Annotated in this window: 18 protein-coding genes; 15 read left to right on the forward strand and 3 right to left on the reverse strand. The window is 55.4% G+C overall.

Going from position 1 to position 22,960, the window contains the following annotated elements; genetic code table 11:
* The 3 genes from BSF44_RS30410 to BSF44_RS22825 all read left to right on the forward strand — a co-directional run.
* Window positions 1–856 (forward strand): hypothetical protein (locus BSF44_RS30410; protein ID WP_172435387.1); only part of this gene is annotated, 856 nt, incomplete at its 5' end.
* Between the two features lie 899 nt (window positions 857–1,755).
* Window positions 1,756–3,372, forward strand: coding sequence for a hypothetical protein (locus BSF44_RS22820; RefSeq protein ID WP_141250076.1), 1,617 nt, complete (start codon window positions 1,756–1,758; stop codon window positions 3,370–3,372).
* 782 nt (window positions 3,373–4,154) lie between these two features.
* On the forward strand, window positions 4,155–5,822 hold the full coding sequence (locus BSF44_RS22825) for a PD-(D/E)XK nuclease domain-containing protein (RefSeq protein WP_095945423.1): 1,668 nt from the start codon (window positions 4,155–4,157) through the stop codon (window positions 5,820–5,822).
* Between the two features lie 174 nt (window positions 5,823–5,996).
* Here the strand turns inward: BSF44_RS22825 and BSF44_RS22830 are convergent, their stop codons facing one another.
* Window positions 5,997–6,905 carry a site-specific integrase gene (locus BSF44_RS22830; protein WP_172435388.1) on the reverse strand — a complete coding sequence of 303 codons (909 nt, stop codon included), beginning with the start codon at window positions 6,903–6,905 and terminating at the stop codon, window positions 5,997–5,999.
* 178 nt (window positions 6,906–7,083) lie between these two features.
* On the opposite strand from BSF44_RS22830, the gene BSF44_RS22835 reads away from it, so the two are divergent.
* Window positions 7,084–8,112 carry a DNA-binding protein gene (locus BSF44_RS22835; RefSeq protein WP_095945425.1) on the forward strand — a complete coding sequence of 343 codons (1,029 nt, stop codon included), beginning with the start codon at window positions 7,084–7,086 and terminating at the stop codon, window positions 8,110–8,112.
* Between the two features lie 10 nt (window positions 8,113–8,122).
* On the opposite strand, the gene BSF44_RS22840 is transcribed toward BSF44_RS22835, so the two are convergent.
* Window positions 8,123–8,833 (reverse strand): hypothetical protein, encoded by a 711-nt coding sequence (locus BSF44_RS22840; RefSeq protein WP_095945426.1) that lies wholly within the window; start codon window positions 8,831–8,833, stop codon window positions 8,123–8,125.
* A gap of 1,252 nt (window positions 8,834–10,085) precedes the next feature.
* Here BSF44_RS22840 and BSF44_RS22850 point away from each other — a divergent pair.
* From BSF44_RS22850 to BSF44_RS22900, 11 genes are all read left to right on the forward strand, one after another.
* Window positions 10,086–10,733, forward strand: coding sequence for a hypothetical protein (locus BSF44_RS22850; protein WP_095945428.1), 648 nt, complete (start codon window positions 10,086–10,088; stop codon window positions 10,731–10,733).
* Window positions 10,720–12,603 (forward strand): DDE-type integrase/transposase/recombinase, encoded by a 1,884-nt coding sequence (locus BSF44_RS22855; protein WP_095945429.1) that lies wholly within the window; start codon window positions 10,720–10,722, stop codon window positions 12,601–12,603. The genes BSF44_RS22850 and BSF44_RS22855 overlap by 14 nt, the downstream gene beginning before the upstream one ends.
* Window positions 12,604–12,863: 260 nt before the next feature.
* Complete coding sequence (locus BSF44_RS22860) at window positions 12,864–13,820, forward strand: TniB family NTP-binding protein (protein ID WP_095945430.1); 957 nt, start codon at window positions 12,864–12,866, stop codon at window positions 13,818–13,820.
* Window positions 13,813–16,017: a TniQ family protein gene (locus tag BSF44_RS22865; RefSeq protein ID WP_095945431.1), complete on the forward strand. Its 2,205-nt coding sequence runs from the start codon at window positions 13,813–13,815 to the stop codon at window positions 16,015–16,017. Before BSF44_RS22860 ends, BSF44_RS22865 begins: the two co-directional genes overlap by 8 nt.
* A 571-nt stretch (window positions 16,018–16,588) precedes the next feature.
* Window positions 16,589–17,059: a hypothetical protein gene (locus tag BSF44_RS22870; RefSeq protein ID WP_095945432.1), complete on the forward strand. Its 471-nt coding sequence runs from the start codon at window positions 16,589–16,591 to the stop codon at window positions 17,057–17,059.
* Between the two features lie 172 nt (window positions 17,060–17,231).
* Window positions 17,232–17,864, forward strand: coding sequence for a TetR family transcriptional regulator (locus BSF44_RS22875; RefSeq protein ID WP_095945433.1), 633 nt, complete (start codon window positions 17,232–17,234; stop codon window positions 17,862–17,864).
* Window positions 17,865–18,149: 285 nt separating this feature from the next.
* A complete protein-coding gene (ureE, locus tag BSF44_RS22880) occupies window positions 18,150–18,650 on the forward strand; it encodes an urease accessory protein UreE (protein ID WP_095945434.1) in 501 nt (166 codons plus the stop codon).
* Entirely contained in the window at window positions 18,647–19,321 is a 675-nt protein-coding gene (locus BSF44_RS22885) for an urease accessory protein UreF (RefSeq protein WP_095945435.1), read from the forward strand. The genes ureE and BSF44_RS22885 overlap by 4 nt, the downstream gene beginning before the upstream one ends.
* A 23-nt stretch (window positions 19,322–19,344) precedes the next feature.
* Window positions 19,345–19,959: an urease accessory protein UreG gene (gene ureG, locus BSF44_RS22890; protein WP_046039876.1), complete on the forward strand. Its 615-nt coding sequence runs from the start codon at window positions 19,345–19,347 to the stop codon at window positions 19,957–19,959.
* 27 nt (window positions 19,960–19,986) lie between these two features.
* On the forward strand, window positions 19,987–20,559 hold the full coding sequence (locus BSF44_RS22895; RefSeq protein WP_095945436.1) for a HupE/UreJ family protein: 573 nt from the start codon (window positions 19,987–19,989) through the stop codon (window positions 20,557–20,559).
* 181 nt (window positions 20,560–20,740) lie between these two features.
* On the forward strand, window positions 20,741–21,880 hold the full coding sequence (locus tag BSF44_RS22900; RefSeq protein ID WP_095945437.1) for an AGE family epimerase/isomerase: 1,140 nt from the start codon (window positions 20,741–20,743) through the stop codon (window positions 21,878–21,880).
* A 7-nt stretch (window positions 21,881–21,887) separates the two neighbouring features.
* On the opposite strand, the gene BSF44_RS22905 is transcribed toward BSF44_RS22900, so the two are convergent.
* The gene (locus BSF44_RS22905) at window positions 21,888–22,793 is read right to left on the reverse strand and encodes a cation diffusion facilitator family transporter (protein WP_095945438.1); all 906 of its coding nucleotides are present in this window, start codon (window positions 22,791–22,793) and stop codon (window positions 21,888–21,890) included.
* Between the last annotated feature and the right edge of the window lie 167 nt (window positions 22,794–22,960).

Below are 22,960 nucleotides of genomic sequence, written 5' to 3' on the forward strand. Positions count from 1 at the left end.
GGACATGGCTGACTATCTGATGGTTGCCGATATAAATGTACTGGCACTTTCTGAAATTTCTTCCACTAACTCAGTCACCGGAGAAGCCCGAAACCAGCAGCTTGATGAAACTTTCGCCCGGCTCAGTATTAATGGCGCGAGTTGGCAATACCGGCTCTTCGAAAAGCGTCCAGGAGCCCGTGCACCAGATGATCAATGGACCGGCTTGGCTTGGAACACAGCCAAGGTCCAACTGGTGGGAGAACCCTGGAAAATTGATACGAATATTGACGAAGCGAAAGAAAAAGAAATCGCCAAACAGCTCAGCAAGGAATCCGGAACCATTATCTGGAGCCGCACTCCTTACGCCGTGAAACTGGCTGCCGCGTCCGGGAAGACGGACTTCATCATCGTGCCAGTGCACATGAAGTCAAACTCCGGCGGGACGGCCACTGCCAAGGCGCGGGAATATGAAGCTACCCTCCTCGTACAAGGTCTGAAGAAGCTACGAACTGAGTCGGGCGAGAAAGACATTATCGTCCTGGGTGACTCGAATATGCTGTCGAGCTCGGAGCCAGCAGCTACGGTATTGAAAGACTTTGGTTTTACTGATTGCAACGCCCGTGACATGGGTACGCACATTTCTTTCAATGCGAATGAAAAAGGAGCCCCGTTCGACCGAATATTCGTAATGAAGGACCAGAATGAAACGAAAGAGTCCTGCCCGTCTAACGGGGACGGCAGCGCACCTCTGGACTTCCGTATCGTTCGTCCAGAGGACTGGATACACGGTATGACACCGTCGGAGTTCCGCAAGAAGCTTTCTGATCACATGCTGGTTAGGACAGGATTGTGCATTGGCGCGGATGATGATTGATTGCGGATCAACGGGATATACCTTCCCATTCGGTCGTTGAATGATGAACTGGATGGGTTAATGTGACCCACTGCGAGTGTCATGTAGCACGGTCGGCAATGGCCCCCCCTGCCAGAGTTTCTCAACCTGAGAGCCATCACACATTTCCTGTGCAACGAAGCTAAATAGGATCGTTTTTTTTTCAATCGCAAATGCGCCGAACTCTCCTTAGTTTGCCCATTTACTGGATGTTTTCGGTTACGTAATCGCCCAAGCAGGCAGCAACGTGACTCGAGTCTGAGCCTCACCCTCAATGAATCACTTCATCATCACGCCCCGATACGCTCTAGACGGCCAGAAGGTTAGACAATCTCTCGCGTTTTCACACAGACTGGAAACAACGTCGCCCTTCCCTAAGGCCAGCAATCGGCCAGAAGTGGACCTATCAGAAAATTGTGGTTGGTGACACCACCATCCAGCTCAAGCTCATGACAGCGCCAGAAAGCGCTTGGCCTTTTTCTGGATGCCTATCTGACAAGGATTCCCCTTCACCGTTGGCCGGCGCTCATTCAGGCGTAAACCTCCGTCAGCCCAGTGGTGATTAGACTTGGGCAGATGGGAAACTGGCCTGCAAATCGCTCATGCCTATTTGTGGTCAAGATTTTCGCGTGATTCCAATGATTTGCGTCCCAAATCACTTTGCGCTAGTTTGTCCACACGTCGCTACATGGTCGACGGGCTGCCCACCCCTTGAGGCCTCACCGGCCGCAGCTAACCGGATCGAACCATGATCATCACAGCAATCTCTTGACCTAAGCCTCTTCCGGGCATCGGGGATGGCGGGTGGGCGTCTCCGATGTCGCTCCTTGGGAGCAACGGAGAAACTTATGGTACCAACTACACGCCGCGAAACCATCAAAGTGCAGGCCAAGCGCCTGCGCAATTTGTTCGTTATCGATCTGACCACTGCCAAATACGTTTTAGCGCGCGGCCCCTATGGCTGTGCCGATTGGGCGGATCTGTGTACCCGACTCGATCAGGAGCCCCCTCTTCAAGGTGCGTTGCAACTGGCCGAATTGCCCCAGTCCCCGAGCGCAACAGCATATCTGGCCAAGCATCTGTGCCCGTTGGCCACCTCGGTCAGCCAATTGATCATCACCAACCGCAACTTGCCAGAGCTCTGCGAAGCGCTGCGGCAAGTGTTCGCGGTACCGGGCAACCCAGTGGCGCTTACGGATGTGTTGCAGGCCATCACGCCAAGTGAGTGGCTACCCACCGAGATGGGGCCGGACCCACTGGCAGTGATTCAAAGTCGAGTCTGTGTTAACGGGGCGGATCTACAGCTGTTGGGAACCCGGATTTTCTGGCCGCGGTTATTTGCCTTTGATGCAGAGATCACCGTCGAACCAGTGACTGCAGAGCCCTTTGGCGACGACCTCAAAATCATGTGGGAGGTCGCTCCGTGGTATCAAGCGAGCCGAGACTACCTGTTCGAGTATCAACGTGGAGACGACTGGGACGACCTGCCAGATTTCGTGGAACCGCTGATTCCCGAGTGTGCGCGCATGCAACAGCATGCTCGGTGGTTTGCCCAGTGTCTGAAAGGGTGGTCGCAGGAACGCCACTACAATGACGAGGGCGAGGAATTCATTCCGTTCCTCTACCAGGGCCACGCCTACCTGGTGTTCGGCGTGCCCTGCGCTGAGCCGGTGATGCACCCGCCGTTGCGTCGGCAGTACATCCAGTTCCCGGACGAAGACAGTAACCGCTATCAAGTTATTCTGCTCGGTGGCCGGTTGCTGCAGATCGAGATGCTGGTCGTGCCCAAACCAGCCCAACATCAAAATTGGGATTACGCCGACTATCACCAGGCGCTGTGCAACGGATTGCTGGGCGGCGCGGCGGCCGCCGGCTGGATCAGCGCGCCCGTGCATGGTTGGGGTGACCTGTTATTCATCAGCCCCGCCTGCCGCTTCACCCTGGAATGCCAATTGCGGGTGGAGATCAAGCCCGAGCCCAATGAAACGCTCCTTACCCTGCAGACCGACAATCCAGACCTTGCCATGGAAGTGCTGGAACGGGTGCACAAGGGGGATTTCATTCGCTACGAGCACGCTACGTTCGGTGCGCAGTACGCCATGCGCATTGACTTGCCGGCCGACCACGCCCGTGTTGATCTGAGCCTGTCGATGAACTGTATCGAACAGACAATCTTCCACAGTGCCCACCTGATCAGCCGGCGCGTGACCCAAAGCGATGGGGACAAGCAGACGCTGTACTGCAATATTGAACCAGCCTTACTCAACCTGGTGGAACGCCAGCCGCTGAAGTTGCTGAAGAAAGCCATCCGCGAAGGGCAGATCCTGCGCGTCCAAGGGCTGTCCGAGCAGCTACAGGCAGCGCCAACCTTGCAGGCCAGGGGACCAGCGTTCGATCCGACCCTCAACGGGGTGGCCAACCCCCTGGAGGAGTCACTGTTCGATGGTGACGGCGAGTTGAGCTTCCACACGATCCGCTATCAACGCTCTAACTTCTAACCAAGTATCCAGCAACGTGGCCAATGCCGCGTTGCTGGACAAGCGAGCCCTTCTGTCCTCCGTCAAACAGGCCTGCTCAACGCGGCCAATCGCCAAACGGCGCGGCGGCCTCGCTGCGCAAAGATGGCCAGAGAAAGAGCATGCACGCCTCTTGTCCATGCCAGCGCGACGTGAAGTCGCGCTTACCCCGCTGGCGAATCAAACGGCACAGACTTCCGAGGATAAGATCATCATCAAAACGAAGAGATAAATAGCACTTATCTAACGCTATCATTCTCGATAGTTTTCCAAGTGAGCGAATAATATCTGCTCTTGGCCGGTCTCAGCCGGTCGCGATCGGATTGAGTCGACCCGATGAAGGCGCTCGTAACAGAATCTCGCTGGCTGTTCAGTGCAGAGCGTCACTCGGCAGCCCAAAGACCCTGAGCTGGTAATACGTCACGGCCTGGAATAGCGACTCAGCAAGTAGCGTAATCGCTCCAACGCCATCCGAGGAGCACCGATATCTAGATCTAGCGTTTCATAATACCGACGCAGCGCCTCCGAAATACGGCTAGCAGCCAACCATAGCGATTTGATAGACTTGGGAAGTTACCGTGAAAGAATCGACTACATTTCTTGAAGACGTATCCAAGCGAGGCGGTTGAGCATAGAAACCATAGGACTAAAGCACTTATTTGAGCGCACTCCTCTATTAATTTCTAATCGGGAGTAGACAATGCTTGGATCCTTACGACATACATCCCCCTGCTGCCTGTTTTGAATAGAGCGAGCCATCGCAGATGTTTACCGACGAATTTGAGAAGCTACTTACTTCAGCCCCTGAACGAAACATTGAGATCGAGCGAGAAATCGATCGCAAGTATTTTTTATGTAACGACAGAGCTGAAAGCACCAAAGTTTATCTAGATGCACTACATCAACTAATTGACGACTGGAACAATATAAGAGACCGCCGCTCAAAGAGCTCCCTTGTAAACTTCATCACTCACAAAAGTTTCCCTTTCAAAGAATCCAACATCTCACACCTTACACTTCTAGAAGAGGATTACTTACGAGAGCTGCACAGGCACATAGCCAACATTCAAATGGAGACCAAAAACCTCAAACATTCCAACTCATTCATATACAATCAGATAATTGGCGAAATAGAAAAGCACTTGCTGATTGAAATCTGGAACTCAAAATCCATTGAGGGAAAAATACTAAAACTCCTCGACCGCATGAATGACATTGTCTACTACCATTCATCAAGTCCAGATACGGTTGTTATCCACATCACCAACCTCAGTCGCACTATATGCATAGCCAATTACAGCTTCGATGAAATACATTTGCCATACCCTGCCACCCTGATACTCAATCACAACGATTTCTCCAAACTGTCAAAGGGGGTTTTAAGACAGGCTAATATTGTCGAGCTAAGCTATAAGGTTAATTCCGAGCGCTTTGAATACATTGACACTCGAGATACTTTGGACTGGTGTACGCAGAAAGTCAAAGGGGCCATAAAGAGCCTTGAATCAACCAACAACACACAGAATGGATACGAGATCATACAAGATTTAAATGATTGCCTTTCCGCAATAGAGTCAATTAGGTTTGATATTCTAGACATAAGCAGACTCAGATGGGACAAGCTGCGCCTGGAAGATGTCAAGCGAGTCAGGACCAAACTATCCAATACCGTTAACACCTTAGCGCTCCGCAAGCAAAAAGAAACTTATTTTGTCGAATCCTATCAGGCAATGATATCGGTGGACAGGGGTTTGCGGCTGATGTTCTACAGAATCACTCAGCGACTGGACCTTGATGGGAATATCTTGTTCTGCCTCAGCGAACTAAAAAGAAATAATGCACTATATGCGCTATCAGGGAATAAGCCTAAAAGCTTAGACACTACTTTTGGAGAGGAAAATCTTTCAGCAATACTCGCAAGCAACTTACAATGTATATATCGAAATCCTCACTCTCGCATCATGGTAAGGTGCGAATCCCGGGTAGGCAATGGCCGATCAGATATTACGATAGAGCAAGAAAGAAAGACAATCTCGATCATTGAGTCGAAGCTTATCAAGCAAAAATCCGACATCACCAAGGAAATTACATCAGCTATCAACCAGCTATTTGATAGGTACAGCGAAAATCAGTACTTAGACTCAGGCAGGTACTTTCAGCTGTATGTAATTATTTTCTGTCACGACAGAAATTTACGCGCTTTGGATGCACACATATCATCTGCTATTCGCGAATACTCTGAAAGAAATGGTCTATCCTGGGAAATACTTGAATCTACCGAAAACTTGATCAGATTTTCATATATTGAACCTAAGTCGGCTGACATGTTGTCTGACAAAGTTAGGACAATAACGCTTATAATTTGCAACATGGAGGTGGAATGGAAAAATCGCGCAAAGGATCGCACAAATCTCAAACCTTATTCATTTTAACATGGATCCTTACATAGTTACTTCTCAACGGCAACTTGAGTATTCTGAAAAACCAAGCGTATTAAGCCATCAGCGCGTGTTCGAGGAGGCGAACGCCAAGAAGAATGAGTCCGGCGATTGACCGTGAAAAAGTGTCACAAGCAGGCACCACACCGGTCATCGTCACTGCCACGCTTACCGTCGCCATTTTCCGAAAGGTGCGGTGGTGTCGATGTAACGCATCGCTGACTGCACGTCCCGCCAACCGACATAATCCATCAAGTCCTTAGCCCCCCACTCGTTACGATTGGCCCAGGTCGCAAATCCGCGGCGCAGCGAATGGCCACTGTAACCTTCGCCATCCAGGCCATTGCGGGCAAAGGCCATACGCAGCAGCCGCGACAGACTGTTCGAATTCAGTCCCTCGGCACTGACATGTCCCCAGCGGTCGATGGCGCGGAACACCGGTCCTTGCTGCAGGCCGCTGGCCGCCAACCAGGCCTCGTACGCCGCCACCGGACACAGACGCTTCAGCGCCGGCACCATGACGGTCCGCCCTTGATGCGCACGATCGGTTTTGTCACTGACGAGGAAGATTTCCAGGCTGGCTCCCGTATCAACTTTGATGTGCTCGACGCGTAGCTGGCACAGATCGTCGCTGCGAAAGGCGCGCCAGAAACCGAGCAAGATAAGCGCCTGGTCGCGGCAGGCGCGCAGTCGCTCTGCGGCCACCGTGGAGTTGGCCTGCGCCTGCAATCCGCCGATGCAGTCCTCAAGCGCTTGCAGTTGCAGCGCCTCGGCTCGTTTGACCGGTTGGGGATGCTCGGCACGTATGCCGCGCAGCACATCACGCACCCGCGGCGCTTTGGTCGGGTCCACAAAACCATGGCGTTTATGCCACTGCGCCAGGGCGGCCAAGTGCGTATACAGGGTAGAGCTGGAGAGCTGCTCCGCATAGGTCGCCAGATAGCGCGCGACACTTTCGCTGGACGCGGGCAACAAGCCTTGCCACGTCCCTTCAAAATGTTCAAGCGCACTGAGGTAACGGCGCTGCGTACTCGCCCGTCGCGCCGCCTTCACGTACCGATCCACTGGGGCCGTCACGCCACCCACCCTCCTCGCATACCCCTGATAAGCCGAATATTGCCCAAAACGCCTCTCACGTTTGAGAAATCAGCATTCACGCACGTCAGTTCGTCACCTGCCTCCATTCCCCACAGGACATTTGTACGGGTGTACTTCCATACTTCGTAACACGCTACGAAATAGTAGGAGACCGCTCATGGCTCGTGGAGGCATCAACAAGGCGCTGGTGCGAATGGCCCGCGAAGCGCTCATCGCCCGCGGCGTTCGTCCCAGTATCGACGCGGTGCGCGTGGAGCTGGGCAATACCGGTTCCAAGAGCACCATCCTGCGCTACCTGCGCGAGCTCAGCGCCCCCGAGACGTCGACCGTGCCGGTGGCCCTCAACGACGAACTGGCGCACCTCGTGGCAAGTGTAGCCGAGCGTGTTCAGGAGCAAGCCCGGCAGGCCGTGAGCGAAGACCAGACGCGGGTCGACGACGCGTGGCGGCGACATGCGCAAGCCCAGGCGCAACAACGCGAACTGATCGACGCGTTGCAAGAACAAGTGCGCCAGCTGGATAGCCAGTTAGTCGAGTACCGCGCTCGTGAACAGCAACTGCAGATGCGTTCGAATGAATTACAGGGGATTTACAATTCTCAGCAGCTGGAGATGAGTGAGTTGCAGCAGGAGCTCAGCAAGCGGGATCTGCTGGTCCAATCGCTCAACGAGCGCTGCGAACATCTGAAGGCATCACTGGACCACTATCGCGAACAGCAACGTGCACAACGCGAACAGGACCTCGATCGCTACGACCAGCAAACGCAACAACTGCTCAGGGAACAACGGACCCTGCAAGCGACCCTGCTCCAGAAGCAGGAAGAAATCGCCCAGCTCAATCGTGACAATGAGCGGCTGCTCACCGAGGCCCGGCTGACGGCGCGACAAGCGTCGAGCGACGCCCAGGAATTTCGCCAGGCCCAGGCCGCCTGGCAGGAACGGGCTCACACCCACCAAGAGGCGCAGGCGCAGTGGCAGGCCGAGCAAGTCGACCTGCGCAGCCGATTGCGCGCCGCCCTCCTCAAGCAGCGTGGAGATGCTCATTACATTCGCAACGAGCAGCGGCAAATCACCCACCTGCAGCGGCTGCTGGAGTCGCGGCCGCCCCCAGCGCCTGAGCCTGGCGGAGCTCCGTCACCCCAGCCGACAACACCTTCCGTGCGCGCAGAAGCAGTGCCGAGCCGCTGATGTTTGCGAGTTACACGGCCACGTTGAGCCGCGGATCCAGGTCGCGCATCAAGTGGCGAAGCGGCGCCGGACAGCGCCGTCCACCCCGACTGTAGCTGCGTGCCAACTGTTCATTCAGTGGGGTGCCGCCCAGGTGCAGCGACCAGAGCATGGCCAAAGCGCACCGCGTAGGCAGATCCGCTTCCGGCAGCCAGCCGCGATCCATCAGTTCCTTGCGCGTCAGTTGACTCAGAGCCTGCTGATACTCGAACGCGCCGGCATCGATGGGCCACTTCAACGACGAGGCGTCGGCGCCCAGCCCCCTGGCTTGCAGCCATTGATCAACCAATGCCCACAGATCAGGAAAACAGCGCTGGTACGTCGGCGACAGCGAGGCGATCGTCAAATAATGGCTGAAATGGGCGTGTAACCAACGTTGTTGAGGGTGATGGCCCAACGCGGAACTGTCCAACAAGGCCAGGGGCATCGCCAATTTCGTCCAATCGGGGACACCCAGCGCCCCTTTCATCCGCGCATTGGTACGGCACAAGTAACTGGAGCGTTCCAGTGCACGGCAGTTCGGCCTGAGGTGCTTCAGGTAGGTAAAGGGCGCCTCACTATCGTCGCTGTCCCAACTGAGCACGTCCCACAAGGGGTGGTTGCGGACAACCTCCATCTCGGGATACACCGCGGCCAGACGGTTCAGGCTATCTGCATGCAGCTTGATCCCGTGGTCCAGCAACCGCAGCCACTTGGGGTTACCTCGATGCAGTGACTCCGCCCCAGCAGCACTCGGTGCCGCGTACAGATGAGGGCGATCCAACTGATCACAGCGCAACGCAAATTCGCTGGGCGAACGAGCCCCCGTCAGTCGGTAGAGTTCAGCGCCGACAAACCGGTTCCGGCAGCGGCAGATTGATTTAAGGCTAAGTGTCGACACTTTGTCACCTCACACCCCCACCAATTACCCCGGTACACAACTATAGAGCGGTATGTAGGACTCGCCAGTCAGCCCGACATTCTCATAAGGCCATGTGAGGTGGGCAATTCCAGACATCACAAAAAGTGATGCGAAAACTTTTGTTCGCTAACTTGTTGATTTTTACCACGCATAGCTTTCGTCTATGAGTGGAATCGACTCATTTCCGGCGACACCACTGCTGGCTTATGGCGTGGGGGCAACGCACAAGTTTTAGTTACGTAAACTGTTGATATCGCATGGAAATAGCTTGCGTCTATGCACATGTCGACGCTGTTTTAGTCGACTGATTCACGGTACCTAGCGAAATAAAATAGACCTCCGACGCGGCAATTCCGCCGCGTCAGCTGGAGGACATGCATATGTATCCCCATCGACTGCCATACCGTTTCCGCTCCCAGTACGCGCCAATGCCCACCATCACGCAATGGCATGCGCGGCTCGGCACGCCCTATAGCGCTGCTATCCCACAGACTGCCCGAAGCCGTTACCCCATCCAAGACCAGCCCCACTGTTCCGACGGCGATGGGCAACTAGGCATCGTCGTGTGGTGGGTGTTTCGTCCGTACGGGCGCTCGGCATACCGCATGCTGTCAAGAATCCCCCCGCTGGTTCATACGACGTTCATCGCCGGTAACGATGAGCAGCAAATGAAACTGCTTGAAGCCACGATGGGCATCTCACTGTTTGAACTGGCTCGGCGACGAACGCACCGGCATTAACACGGGGCATCGCACAGCTCGCCCGAGTCTCCCGACGTGAGTGGCACCCCCCCCTCGCGTACTGGCGCCGATAAGCGCCGCTAGCGATCTCTGCCCGTCACGCTGACTGCCCCACGGCAACCTATTGGCGGCGAAGCGAGCCGAGCGCCTTGACCAGCGCGAAGCGGGTCTGCCCCGCTTCGCGCGGCACCGTCACCGTCACCGAGCAACCGTCAGTGGCGGTCGGGTACTGCGGATGGCCTTTAGTCTGCCGCCGTCATTGCTCATTCATCTCCCCCTTGAGGAGAACCATCATGTTGGCTTCACGCAACCGTCCCGAGGAAAACCTCACCCGTGCACCTTTGACCAAAGGTCGCCCGGGCAGTCGAGTCACGTTTTTTCCTTCGCGAAAAAATGGAGGGGCCGTAGCTTGCGGCAACCTGCAGCAGGCTAATTACTGTGTCCATCTGGAATACCGCCCGGATGTTCTCAGCTACCACTGCCGACCGCCCACTGTGTGCGGCGGCGCACGGCGCTACAAGGCCGACTTTCTCGTCACGCTGAGTAGCGGGCCACCGATTTATCTCAAATTCCTACCGTCCGACGATCAGCCGGAGGCGCTGGTCCGCGACCAAAAGCAAGCCGTGGAAGCGATGCTTCGAGATAAGGGGCTGTTGTTTCATTGGCTGGAGGCCTCTGACCTTCCCCATCCACAGGTTAGCTACAACCTGCGGGCCCTCTACCACCAGGGTTTTGGCAGCTCCCAACGAGCGGCAGAACAGGTACGCGCCCAAGTGATGGCGATGCCTGAACAGCGTGCGACTTTCGGCGCTCTGTTCGCCGGCGGTGCGACGTCTGCCGATATCTGTCACGCCATCTTCCTTGACCAACTGTGGACCAACCTCAAAGAACAACTCACCTTGCAAACTATGATTTACGGAGGCCGTGATGGACATCTTTGAATTCAAAATCGGTGAACACTACCGCTATCGCGGCCAACGGATGCAGGTTGTCGACCGGCAGGGTGAATGCGTACAACTGCGCGCGATCGAGGGCCGCCGGATCGTGCTGCGCCAGACTTGGGACATTCTGCTTCGCGCAATGAAGCGTGGCGCCCTCGTTAAAGATCAGGAAGCGCCGATTGAGCAGGATCCGCAAAAAATCATCGCCGGTCTGCCCAAGCCTTACGCTGTTGTATTCGACCGCCATTGTTACTACACCCGGGGACTGATGGACGAACTGCATGGCCGAATGCCAACGCGACGCGCCCAGTCAGTGATCCAGCGCTTGGCAAAGCAGATCAACGATATCTGCCCGCCCAGCCTGAGCACGGCACGCAGTTGGGTCCGAACCTTTTGCAAATCGGGTTACAGCTATCTGTCGCTCATCCCGGGCCGCAAACAAAAAATGAAACATCGCCTGGACCACCAGCCGTGGGAAATTCAGCAGATCATCAAGCAGCAGGTTAAAGATCTCTATCTGAAATCAGAACCCGCCTGTAAAACCGAAGTGATCGATGCCATTGTCCTGGAACTGGAAGCGTTTAACGAGGGCAGACCCAAACACGACCGGCTGAAGATACCTTCGACATCGACCCTCAATCGGATCCTGCGAGAACTGGACGCGTATGAAACGGCTTGTGCCCAGCACGGCAGTAAGTACGCCCAGAAAAAGCAAGGCTGGACCCGTAAACGGCCAAGCGCGGGGCGCCTGTTCGAACTGGTGGAGGCCGACACTCAACAGATGCACGTAATGGTCGTGAATGATCGAGGCGAGGTGATCGGTCGCCCGTACCTGACCGTTTTCCTAGAAGTCCTTACGCGGATGCCCTACGCCTGGAGCATCGGCTTTAACCCGCCCTCCCTGGACACCACCCTGCGGGCGCTCAAGCTGTCGTTATCCAGCGACAATATGTACGGGGGTGTCGCACTACGTTACGTCTTCGACAGTGGCCCCGAGTTCGTGGCGGATAACCTTCGTCGGATTATCACGCTGCTGGGCGGTGAGGTTTGTTACTGCGAACCGGCCACCGGCAATCAAAAACCTCACGTGGAAGCCTTTTTTGGCGTCTGGTCGAAGGAGATTGCCCATGCAATGCCCGGCACGACCTTTTCCAACATAGCCAGCCGTGGCGATTACGACGCTGAAAAAAACGCGCGCCTGACCATCGAAGAAATCAGAGATACCTTCCGTCGCTGGGTGAACGAGGTGTACTGCGAACGGGTGCACAGCAGTCTGAACACCTCTCCCCGACTGGCCTGGGAGGCGGCTTACTCGCCCATGTTCGCGCCGCGGCGCTATTCACCCTCGGAACTGCGTCAGCATTTCTTAAGTGCGTTCGAAGCCTCCGCCCAACAAGGTCGGCTGCGGTACAAATCGCTGTTCTGGACCGGACCAGCTGTGCCGTACCTGGCGAACCGCCAACCGAAAGTGGACAAGCTGCTTGTCTATTACGACCCCAGTGATCTCGGGCGGGCTTGGGCCTGCCATCCCAGCTATCCCGACGAGGTACTTGAGCTGCAGGCAGTCGATCCCGACTACCAGGAAGGACTGACCCTGCACCTGCATCAATTGATTCTTAAACGTCTGAAGGCGGAACGCGAAACCTTCAATCCGCGCAAGGCACAACGCGCTCGAATTACCCTGTTGCGTGAACTGGCCAAGGTCAAAACCCCGGCCCAACGGCGCCAGCGTCAACGTGCTGCGGAAAAGGGCTTGCTCCCAAAACAACCCAAACGCCCCGCACGGGTAACGAGAACCAAACCTAATACGCCAGTTGATTATCGCCATCACGGCGATACCCCGGACGATTATTCGTCGGTGGAGGTTTGACGCCATGTACAGCCTACTGCGCACTGCTTCACCCGCGCCGGTCGCACACCATTGCGCTAAAGCTTGGGGTCAGCCTCGATCGCCACCGCGCTCCGTCCCCCATCTGACTGCCCAGGCAGAAACGCTCCGTTTGCCGCGATGAAAGCGCTGTATCCAGCCATCGAATAACGGGCACCGCCACCGCCTGGGTGGATCCAGCGCACTGCTCCGCTCCACCCTGCAGCCCGTAAGTCCTACTGACCATACCGAGGTGCATTGCCATGGAAGCCGAGGTCCAAAAAATCATTCAAGCATTCAAAAGCAAAATTGTTTTCCATCCCCTCTATCGACACGCGTGCTCACAAATCCAGAACGCGATCGAAAACACTGAAGCGTTGGGTGAGCCAGTATGTGCCCTGCTTTGCGGGCCAAGCGGTACCGGAAAATCCACGCTTTGTCGTTATTTTCAAAAGCTGCATAACGGCAACGCGATGATTCGCCGTGACGATGGGACCTATACCAATCTACCCGTTTTTTATTGCGAAGTGCCCTCGCCGACGACCGTCAAAGGCTTAATCACCAATATGCTCCGTGATCTCATTGACGTCACGCCCAATGGCAACATCGAAAAACTGACGCATCAGCTCATTACTTGCTTGAAAACGTGCCAGGTAAAGATAATATTTCTCGATGAAATTCAGCGCCTCTGTATTACCACGGTGTCCGAGAAGGTTCGTCTCGACTCTCTGCAATGGATTGTCTCACTTCTCAATGGCGTTGGAATTCCAGTAATCCTTTCTGGCACCGAACTCTGCCGAGATATAAGACGTGAAAATGAGGCGTTTGAAAGTCGATACCCGTATTTTGCGGAACTATCACATTTCGCTTATGACACAGGCGCCAACTCCGCCCTTCTGGCGACACTGAAACAATTAGATACCGTAATGTACGACATTGCAGCGCTCGCCAAGGGGGTTCATCTAAACGACCCCACCATCGCCGCGCCACTCTATGTGGGTACCTGCGGCAATTTGAAAAAGATGCGTTTAATTATTAACGACGCATTGAAAACTTGCTTGCGCCGAGCCGCTCCGCACGAACTGAAAGCGAGCGATTTCTATGCGGCCTGCCAGTGTGTTGACCTGCCAAAAAACCTAGCAGACGGCAACCCCTATGCGTTGACTTATGATGACTCGCTTAAATTAATCCAGGACTATCAGGAGAGTCGCGATGAGTAATATTTTATTCATTCCTCAGCCTTTACCCGAAGAAAGCCCAACAAGTATGCTAAAACGCATGGCCATCAAGCATGGTTGTGTTTGTAACTCGGATTACCAGCATCTCTTTGGTGACGCGTGGTATCACAGTATCCCATTATCCCAATCTCACCCAGTCATTCAACATATTGCGAGACAAGCCGGCGTGGCAGGAGCGGATTTTCTCAGCGGCTTCTATAAGCGAATTGGCATTCTAGAACAAAGTCCACCGCTAAGCATTGCGGGAATTACGGTAGAAGCCGACATGATCCGCAGGAGAACAGTCGCGTATTGTTCCGAATGCTGGCGAGAGGGCCACGAGCATTTCATCAAAGACTTCAAGCTTGCCTGCTACTGCCCCTATCACAATCGCGAATATCTGACGCAATGCCCAAACTGTCGTCGCGGTCTTCATTGGAGCGTGCCGTTGGTGGAAAAGTGCGGGTGCGATTATCTTTTGATATCACCAACCTGCAGTTGGGATGAGGCAGAGAATGAACGAAACTTGCTAAGTATATTTAGAGCGGGGGCCACCGAGGAGTTCCAGCACCTAATGAGTGTCCTTAGAAAACTAGAATACCCATTAGGAAGAGACACTAAATGCCCCACAGACAGGTGTCTGCAATCGATAGCGTTTTGCATAATGAAAGATAACATGTTGGGCCTCATGACTCACCTGCGTGTTTTGGAATTTTACTATCCGGAGATACCCAAACGCATTCTCGCGGCGAAACTCGCCAGATTCAATGATGTAAAAGTACGCGCATGCGTATACGAATTCCTCAAATCCAAAACTGCCCAAACACCCGAACACATAGCCCAAAACTTACAGTCAGTGGGTGATTTTTACTTAACTAGAGCTCAAATTATGGTTTGGCTTAAAATAAAAGAAAACCAATGGTCAACCGCCGTAGACGCTATACAGATCGTAGACACTCGCCTCAGGCACACCCGATATAGCTGGAAGGAAGCGCAAACAATTGCTGCAAAAATGTTATCAATCAAGCTAAAAAACGGCTTCAAGAAAACAAAAAAAACAATTGACGGCCTGTTCAAAAAAGACTTTCAAAAAAAATTTATACTTCACAAAGGAGTAGTAAAAAGCCTGATCGATGAGAATTTTCTTACTAAAAAGTGGGACATGCACAAGATTTACTTTGACTCCCATGACGTAGAAAAATTTTCAGAGAATCTTATTTCAATACAGTTACTATCAGCCCAAAATCAGATCTCCGAAAAAGATATTCGCATGGCTATTTCCCAAGTACAACCACCTTCATTGGGTTTTTCAAATCCCTACCTTAACGCTCAACTCCTGAATATTCAATCGAGTGAATCAATAATTGAATGGTGCAAGAGAAATGTTCAACCAGGCAGAGTAAGCCCCAAATGCCCTCGGCACTCACTCAGACGATACGTCCCTAAGGAAGGAGAGGTTTGGCTACCCACTGCTTTGGCAGCGCGATACCTTGGATTCAAATTTCAAACAATACGGTTCCTTGTTAACCAGGGGATACTCAAAAATGTGCGAAGACAAGGCCTGGGAGGCGGCTCTCATATAAAGAGAACGGTGCTCGACGAGTTCAACAAGCAATATGTAGGTGTTACCGAAGCCGGAAAAATTTTAGGCTGTGGTCGTACGAAAGCGTCCACGACACTGCGCAGCATGGGAATTGAATCTATAACGACCCCAGAACCAAATAAATATTCCGCTGCTTTTTATCCACGCGACAAAGTCTTAGCCTGTGCAACGGCGACGCGCCGGATAATTCGTGAACGAAAAATTGCCTATACCGTAGCCGAAACATGCAGGAAATTGAAGGTAACCGAAAGCGTAGTTTTCTGCCTGATCAAAACAGGCCTCCTTAATTTTGCGGACAGTGCCCATCAATGCTACGGGCTTATAAACCGAAGCGATGTCGACACTTTCAACAAGCGTTTCGCCAATACCACGACCGTTGCCCGCTGGTTAAACGTCTCTATTACCTGTGTTTTTAGAATATTAAACCAACTCTCTATCATGCCCGTCAGTGGCCCTCCAGTTGACACCTCCTGCCAACGCTATTATGCGATCAGCGACATCAAAAAATACTTTAATATATCACTTAGAAAAAAAAAGATCAAATCAAAACCAAAAAGTTTGCTTAGTCAAGGCCTCCGACCTAAGCAAAAAATATGACATTAGCCCAAAAACATTTGGTCGACTTTTTCTACATTCTGGATTTACCACTCCGATTAAAATCAGGTACATCATCTACCTCATTCAGAGCGACGTAAAAAAAATTGAGCGGATCCTCAATAAATACTGCACGTATACCCAGGGCGATAGATATCTAGACGAAAGAAAATGCACAAGACACTTATTAAAAACAAAAAAAATTAAAGCTTACTACCCGCTGAAAGGCTATTGCGACTACGTCATGATCAAGAAATCTGAATTACACGAATATACCACCGATCATATTCCACTTTAACTATACCAGCTCGATCGCACGACTTGCACAGATCGGCAGTATCAATTGCCAATAACTCCAAAACCTTTATTGAAATAATATTCGAACGGGCACGCTACAATTGCACTGTTGCCGCAGCCGCTCAAAGCTGGGGCATTTTGGCAAGCCCTCCCAATTTTTAACTTATTTTGACAATTTCCTTTGAAGTCATTTTGACAAAAACCTTTGGAATCAATGACTGTTTTGGGCGACAAAAGTGAAAAGTGGGGTTTCGCACCCCCGAGGAGCACAACGATCATGAAACGCCAACTACTGCTTAGCCTTACACTCTCGATGCTGGCCAGCACTGCTTTTGCCCTGCCAGCAGCCGACCAGGCTACCCCACAAGTGAAACAAGACCACTCAGTGTTCAGCCAGACCATCGCCGCCGATGGCGCCGACCGCACTCCACAAGGCCAGACCCTTGCCGAAGGCGGCAATGATCGCCTGAAAGAAAAAGGCCTGATCACTCAGGATGGCTCGGACCGTACTCCTCAGGGTCAAACCCTGGCTGCCGATGGTTCCGATCGTACCCCACAAGGCCAGACTCTTGCCGCTGACGGTTCCGATCGCACCCCACAAGGTCAAACCCTGGCTGCTGATGGTTCCGACCGTACCCCTCAAGGCCAGACCCTTGCCGCCGACGGTTCGGATCGCACTCCACAAGGTCAAACCCTCGCTGAAGGCGGTGGTGACCGTGTGATCGAACGCAACAGCGCCGTGAGCTAAGCCCCATGGCCGCCCTGAAAGAAAGCCCAATCCCCGGATTGGGCTTTTGACTTTTTAGTGGTCCGCTTGATAAATGCCGCACCTCCCCGCTTGATCCCACCACAGTCGTTCGACGCCGGCAAAGCCGATTTGCTAGAGTGCGCCGCGTCCCTGTCCAGAAAACGCCCTTGCGATGCTGCCCCGCGCCGAACAGAAACAACAAACCCGTAATGCCCTGATGGACGCTGCCCGGCGCCTGATGGATGGCGGCCGAGGATTCGGCAGCCTGAGCCTGCGCGAAGTCGCGAAAACCGCCGGGATCGTACCGACCGGTTTCTATCGGCATTTTGCCGATATGGATGAATTGGGCCTGGTGCTGGTCAGCGAAGTAGGCCAGACATTCCGCGAAACCATTCGCCTGGTACGGCACAACGAGTTCGTGATGGGCGGCATCATCGATGCCTCGGTACGGATTTTTCTCGACGTGGTCAGCGCCAACCGTTCGCAGTTCCTGTTTCTCGCCCGCGAGCAGTACGGTGGTTCGCTGCCGGTGCGCCAGGCCATCGGCCGTTTGCGTGAAAACATCAGCTCGGACCTGGCGGCGGATTTGTCACTGATGCCAAAACTGCAGCATCTGGAGATCGCCGACCTCAGCGTCATGGCGGACCTGATCGTCAAGAGCGTGTTCGCCACCCTGCCGGACATCATCGATCCGCCAGCCGAGGCCTTGCCCGAGCACCTGACGCCCCAGGCGAAAATCACCCAGCAATTGCGCTTCATCTTTATCGGTCTGAAGCACTGGCAAGGACTCGGTAGCACCGAGTAACTTTCTGTGGATGAAATCCCTGTGGGAGCGAGCTTGCTCGCGATGAGGGCATGACATCCACCATCTATGTGACCGTTCCACCGCCATCGCGAGCAGGCTCGCTCCCACATTGAACCTCGCCGCTTCAACTTGGTGCGCAAATCAAAAACAGCGCACCAACTTCATCCAAAAGCTCCATCCCCTCGCAACTTATCCGCCCCATCCCACAGCCATTTCCTACATGTCACGTCGATTGGCAAGCCCCTTGCTCTAGCCTGAGCATTGTCCACTGCTGGAAGCCTTCCGATGCTGGTGATTCATCGCAGAATCGACCCTCAACCCGTTTGGGTCGCCGAGCTGCACCTGACGTTCGAAGCCCGCAGCAAAAGCCGTTTGCGCTGCTTCAGTGCCGAAGGCGAAGACGTCGGGTTGTTTTTGGAGCGCGGCCAGCCGCCGTTGCATGACGGCGAATGCCTGCAAGCCGAAGACGGGCGAATCGTGCGTGTCTGCGCCCGCCCCGAACAATTGCTGCACGTCACCTGCGCCAACGCCTTCGAATTGACCCGCGCGGCCTATCACCTGGGCAATCGCCATGTCGCCCTGCAAGTCGGCGACGGCTGGTTGCGCCTGCTCGACGATTACGTGCTCAAGGCCATGCTCGAACAACTCGGTGCCGTTGCCGTGAACATCGAGGCGCCGTTCCAGCCGGAACATGGCGCCTACGGCGGTGGTCATCATCATTCGCGCCACGGCGATGAAGACTTCAACTATGCGCCGAAACTGCACCAGTTCGGCGTACGCACATGAACCCGGCCTGGGCGCTGCTGCGCCTGGCCAGTCCGCAATTGCCGATTGGCGGCTACAGCTACTCCCAAGGGCTGGAAATGGCTGTGGATAACGGCCGTGTTCACGACCCCGCCAGCGCCCGGCGCTGGATCAGCGATCAGTTGTTGCTGAACCTGGCACGCTTTGAAGCACCCTTGCTGCTCGCCCATTGCGTGGCCGCCAGCGAGGAAAACTGGAACGAATTGCTGCAGGTCTGCGAAGCGCATCGCGCCAGTCGCGAAACCCGCGAACTGCATCAGGAGAGCCGGCAGATGGGCTACTCGCTGCAGCAATTGCTCAATGGTTTGCCGGAACTCGACGCGCCCGCCCGTGCCTTCCTCGAACAACGCAGCGAGCCACATCTGGCCCTGGGTTGGGCGTTGGCCGCGCGCGCCTGGCAGATCAGCCCGCAGGACGCTCTTGCCGCGTGGCTCTGGAGCTGGCTGGAAAATCAATTAGCGGTGCTGATGAAAACCCTGCCCCTGGGTCAGCAAGCCGCCCAACGCCTGACCAGCGAACTGCTGCCGCTGCTTCAACAAGCTCAACACAACGCCACCCGAATCGACCCCGATCATTACGGCAGTGCCGCTTTCGGCCTGTCCCTGGCGTGTATGGCCCACGAGCGCCAGTACAGCCGTCTGTTCCGTTCCTAGGGTCTGTTATTTTGGAGAATCACATGAACACACAACCCCTGCGCGTCGGCATCGGCGGCCCGGTCGGTTCCGGCAAAACCGCCCTGACCCTGGCCCTGTGCCTGGCCCTGCGCGAGCGTTACAACCTGGCCGTCGTGACCAACGACATCTATACCCGCGAAGACGCCGACTTTCTGGTGCGTAACGAAGCCCTGGCGCCGGAACGCATCATCGGCGTGGAAACCGGTGGCTGCCCGCACACGGCCATCCGCGAAGACGCCTCGATCAACCTCGAAGCCGTGGATCAACTCAACCGACGCTTTCCGGGGCTGGACCTGATTCTCGTGGAGTCCGGTGGCGACAACCTCTCCGCCACCTTCAGCCCGGAATTGTCGGACCTGACGATCTACGTGATCGACGTCTCGGCCGGCGACAAGTTGCCGCGCAAGGGCGGGCCGGGGATCTGCAAATCCGACCTGCTGGTGATCAACAAGATCGACCTCGCGCCGCTGGTCGGCGCCTCGCTGGAGATGATGAACAGCGACACCCAGCGCATGCGCAACGGCAAACCGTTCGTGTTCAGCAATCAGAAAACCGGCCTGGGTCTGGAAGAGATCATCGCCTTCATCGAACGCCAGGGTTTGCTGACCGCGGCCTGATCACGACTTCAACAAGGAAGCTTATCCATGACACTCAAACGCATTCTCGGCGCTCTGACCCTGCTGCTGACTCCGGCCCTCGCCTTCGCCCATCCGGGGCACGACGACAACGGTTTGATCGCCGGTATCGGCCATCCGCTTGGCGGCCTCGATCACTTGCTGGCGATGCTCGCGGTCGGTCTGTGGGCGGCACAGCAGCAAGGTGCTGCGCGTTTGGCGCTGCCGTGCACCTTTGTCGGCAGCATGTTCATTGGCGGGCTGTTGGGTTTTGAAGGATTGAACCTGCCGGCACTGGAGAGCGGGATTGCCGCTTCCGTGTTGGCCTTGGGGCTGGCGGTTGCCCTGGCAGTGCGTCCACCGTTGGTGATGGCGTTGGGTGCGACGGCGTTGTTTGCACTGTTTCATGGTGTCGCGCACGGGCTGGAACTGCCGGACATGTCGAGTCCCTGGACCTACGCCGCAGGCTTTGTCGCGGCGACGGCGGTGTTGCACGCGGCGGGTTATGCGCTGGTGCGGGTGTTGCCGCAGGCCGCAGCGCCTTTGGTACGGCTGGCGGGCGCGGCTTCGGCGGCAACCGGGGTGTGGTTGTTGGCGGGTTGATTTTTTGTTGCCTGTGATGACCCCTTCGCGAGCAGGCTCGCTCCCACATGGGTCCTGTGCGCACAGCTCCATTGTGGGAGCGAGCTTGCCCGCGAAGGCGGCCTGACAGACACAGCCTCTCTCAGGTCAGCCTCTCTGCTAACATGTCGCGCAATCGCCCCTGCCGTGACGACGCCAGCCAATGCCGCCTGTTTCCCGTTCTGCCTCCCAGCTTGAATTGACCGCCCTGTTCGCCTCGGTGCAACAGCACTTCCTGAACGTCATCGTGCCGCTTTGGCAAGGTCCGGGCTGGAACGCCGACATGGCGTTGCCCTACGAGGCGCTGGATGCCGAACACCGACCGCTGCCACCGCAACGCTACCGGGCCATGGCCTGTGCGCGGCAGTTGTATCTGTTTGCCAGCCTGATCGGTCAGGTGCCGGGTGCCGAAGAACGTGCCGCTGCATTGTTCCGCTCGTTGCAGCGGCACTTCCACGATGCCGAGCACGGCGGCTGGTTCTACAGCGTCGATGCACAAGGTGCGCCGCTGGATCAGCGCAAGGACCTCTACACCCACGCCTTCATCCTGTTCGCCTGCGCCCATTACTGGGACAAGGTCCGCGAACCGCTGGTGGAGTCGGTGCTCAACGCCTCGCTGGAAGTGGTCGCGCAGCGTTTCGCCACGGACGACGGTCTGTACGAAGCCACGCTCGACCGCGACTGGGCATCGCTGGACAGCGGCCCTTTGCAAAACCCGCTGATGCACCTGGCCGAAGCTTTCCTCGCCACCCTGTCGGTGCGTGAAGACCTCGACGTGCAACAGGCGCTCGTCGGGTTATGCACAGCCATGCACGCGCGCTTCATCGATCCGCAGCACGGCGTGTTGATGGAAAAGCCGCTGGGGTCTGTGGATAACTGGTTTGAGCCGGGGCACCAGTTCGAGTGGTATTTCCTGCTGGAATCCTCGCCGCTGTTGCGCAATTCGACGCTGCATGCCGATCTGGAACGGGCCTTCGCCTTTACCGAGCAAGTGGGCGTCGATCAGCAGACGGGTGCCGTGCGGGCGATGCTCGACTTTGCAGCGGATGGCGGCGTCCGGGACGCCACGCAGCGTATCTGGGCCCAGGCCGAGTACCTGCGCGCATTGACGCTGCGTCCGGATAACGAGGCCGTCGTGCTGCGTCAATTACAAGCATTGCAGCAGCGCTCGCTGCATACCGGCGGCTGGCACGAATGCCGTGACGAGCACGGTGAAGTCAGCCGCCGCGACATGCCGTCGACCACGCCTTATCACCTGGCGACCTGCTATCGCGGGTTGGCGCAATATCTCGCCACAAGGTGAAATCCAATCACTCAGTCCACTTGCGATCCCCGGTAAAGCTGATGGTCAGCCATCGCGCGGCATCCGGCTTACCGAGTTTCGCGGAAATCTCCTCGCGCAAACTGTCCAGTTGCCCCACACCGTCCAGCCAGTAATCCTTCGGCAATACGATGTGAATCTCGATAAAACAGGCCCTGCCGTGTTTCTGCACGTAGGAAATGTAATCGTCGAAACCATGCTCGACCTTCGCCACCTCCATCACCTGACGCACCTTGTCGTCCAGTTGATCAGGAACGATCCCCAACACATCGCGCAAGGCCGGGCCGAGGATTTTGAACGCCGGAGGAAGCATGCCCAAGGCCAGCAGAATGAGGATCATCGGGTCGACATACACCGCCCACTTGTCGTAACCCTGAGTCTTGAGCAACAGCGCGATGAGGAAACTCACCAGCAGTCCCGCCGACAGCATCGCGTCCACCAGCCAACTGATGTTGTCGAACTGGATCAGCGATGATTTGAGTGTGCGATTGCGATGGCGGACGTAGAAGAAGTAAATGAGCTCAACGACGGTGAACACCGCCGCGTAGAGGATCACCAGACCGAGTTCGACCTCGCGGCCTCCATTGATGATGCCGAACACACCATTGAGAAACGCATAAACGGCCACCAGGAATATGAAACAACCTTCGATCACCAGCACCATGGGCTCCAGGTGCCAGGAGCCGAACTGGAAGCGCTGATTGCTTTCCTTGGCGATCAGCCGGGCGGTGATCAGCATCAGAACCTTGATGAAGGCCGCGATCAACGAAAAAAAGCCATCGAACAGGATGGATTGGGCGCCCGAAACAAAACCGGTGATGATCCCGGCGAATGTCACGGCGAGCATCAGGAAGGTCGATTGTTTGAGCAGCGACTGCTCGCCTCGATTGCTCACTTGATCTCCTCTAAAACCTCTAGACCGCCGGGCGTGGCGGGCTGCTTGAGGGAGGAGTCTAGCTGAAGCTTTGTGTCGCCTGAGTCGGCCCCTTCGCGAGCAGGCTCCCACAGGTTCAATGCGATCCATGTGGGAGCGAACCTGCTCGCGATTGGCCGTTACGCGGT

Origin of the sequence: Pseudomonas sp. ACN8 (genome assembly GCF_002303925.1) — a bacterium.
Taxonomy (GTDB): Bacteria; Pseudomonadota; Gammaproteobacteria; order Pseudomonadales; family Pseudomonadaceae; genus Aquipseudomonas.

Bases quoted from the DNA above. Each gene is read 5' to 3' on its own strand.
- BSF44_RS22825 (WP_095945423.1), top strand. From the start codon at position 4,155: ATGTTTACCGACGAATTTGAGAAGCTACTTACTTCAGCCCCTGAACGA.
- BSF44_RS22835 (WP_095945425.1), top strand. From the start codon at position 7,084: ATGGCTCGTGGAGGCATCAACAAGGCGCTGGTGCGAATGGCCCGCGAA.
- BSF44_RS22850 (WP_095945428.1), top strand. From the start codon at position 10,086: ATGTTGGCTTCACGCAACCGTCCCGAGGAAAACCTCACCCGTGCACCT.
- BSF44_RS22855 (WP_095945429.1), top strand. From the start codon at position 10,720: ATGGACATCTTTGAATTCAAAATCGGTGAACACTACCGCTATCGCGGC.
- BSF44_RS22860 (WP_095945430.1), top strand. From the start codon at position 12,864: ATGGAAGCCGAGGTCCAAAAAATCATTCAAGCATTCAAAAGCAAAATT.
- BSF44_RS22865 (WP_095945431.1), top strand. From the start codon at position 13,813: ATGAGTAATATTTTATTCATTCCTCAGCCTTTACCCGAAGAAAGCCCA.
- BSF44_RS22870 (WP_095945432.1), top strand. From the start codon at position 16,589: ATGAAACGCCAACTACTGCTTAGCCTTACACTCTCGATGCTGGCCAGC.
- BSF44_RS22875 (WP_095945433.1), top strand. From the start codon at position 17,232: ATGCTGCCCCGCGCCGAACAGAAACAACAAACCCGTAATGCCCTGATG.
- ureE (WP_095945434.1), top strand. From the start codon at position 18,150: ATGCTGGTGATTCATCGCAGAATCGACCCTCAACCCGTTTGGGTCGCC.
- BSF44_RS22885 (WP_095945435.1), top strand. From the start codon at position 18,647: ATGAACCCGGCCTGGGCGCTGCTGCGCCTGGCCAGTCCGCAATTGCCG.
- ureG (WP_046039876.1), top strand. From the start codon at position 19,345: ATGAACACACAACCCCTGCGCGTCGGCATCGGCGGCCCGGTCGGTTCC.
- BSF44_RS22895 (WP_095945436.1), top strand. From the start codon at position 19,987: ATGACACTCAAACGCATTCTCGGCGCTCTGACCCTGCTGCTGACTCCG.
- BSF44_RS22900 (WP_095945437.1), top strand. From the start codon at position 20,741: ATGCCGCCTGTTTCCCGTTCTGCCTCCCAGCTTGAATTGACCGCCCTG.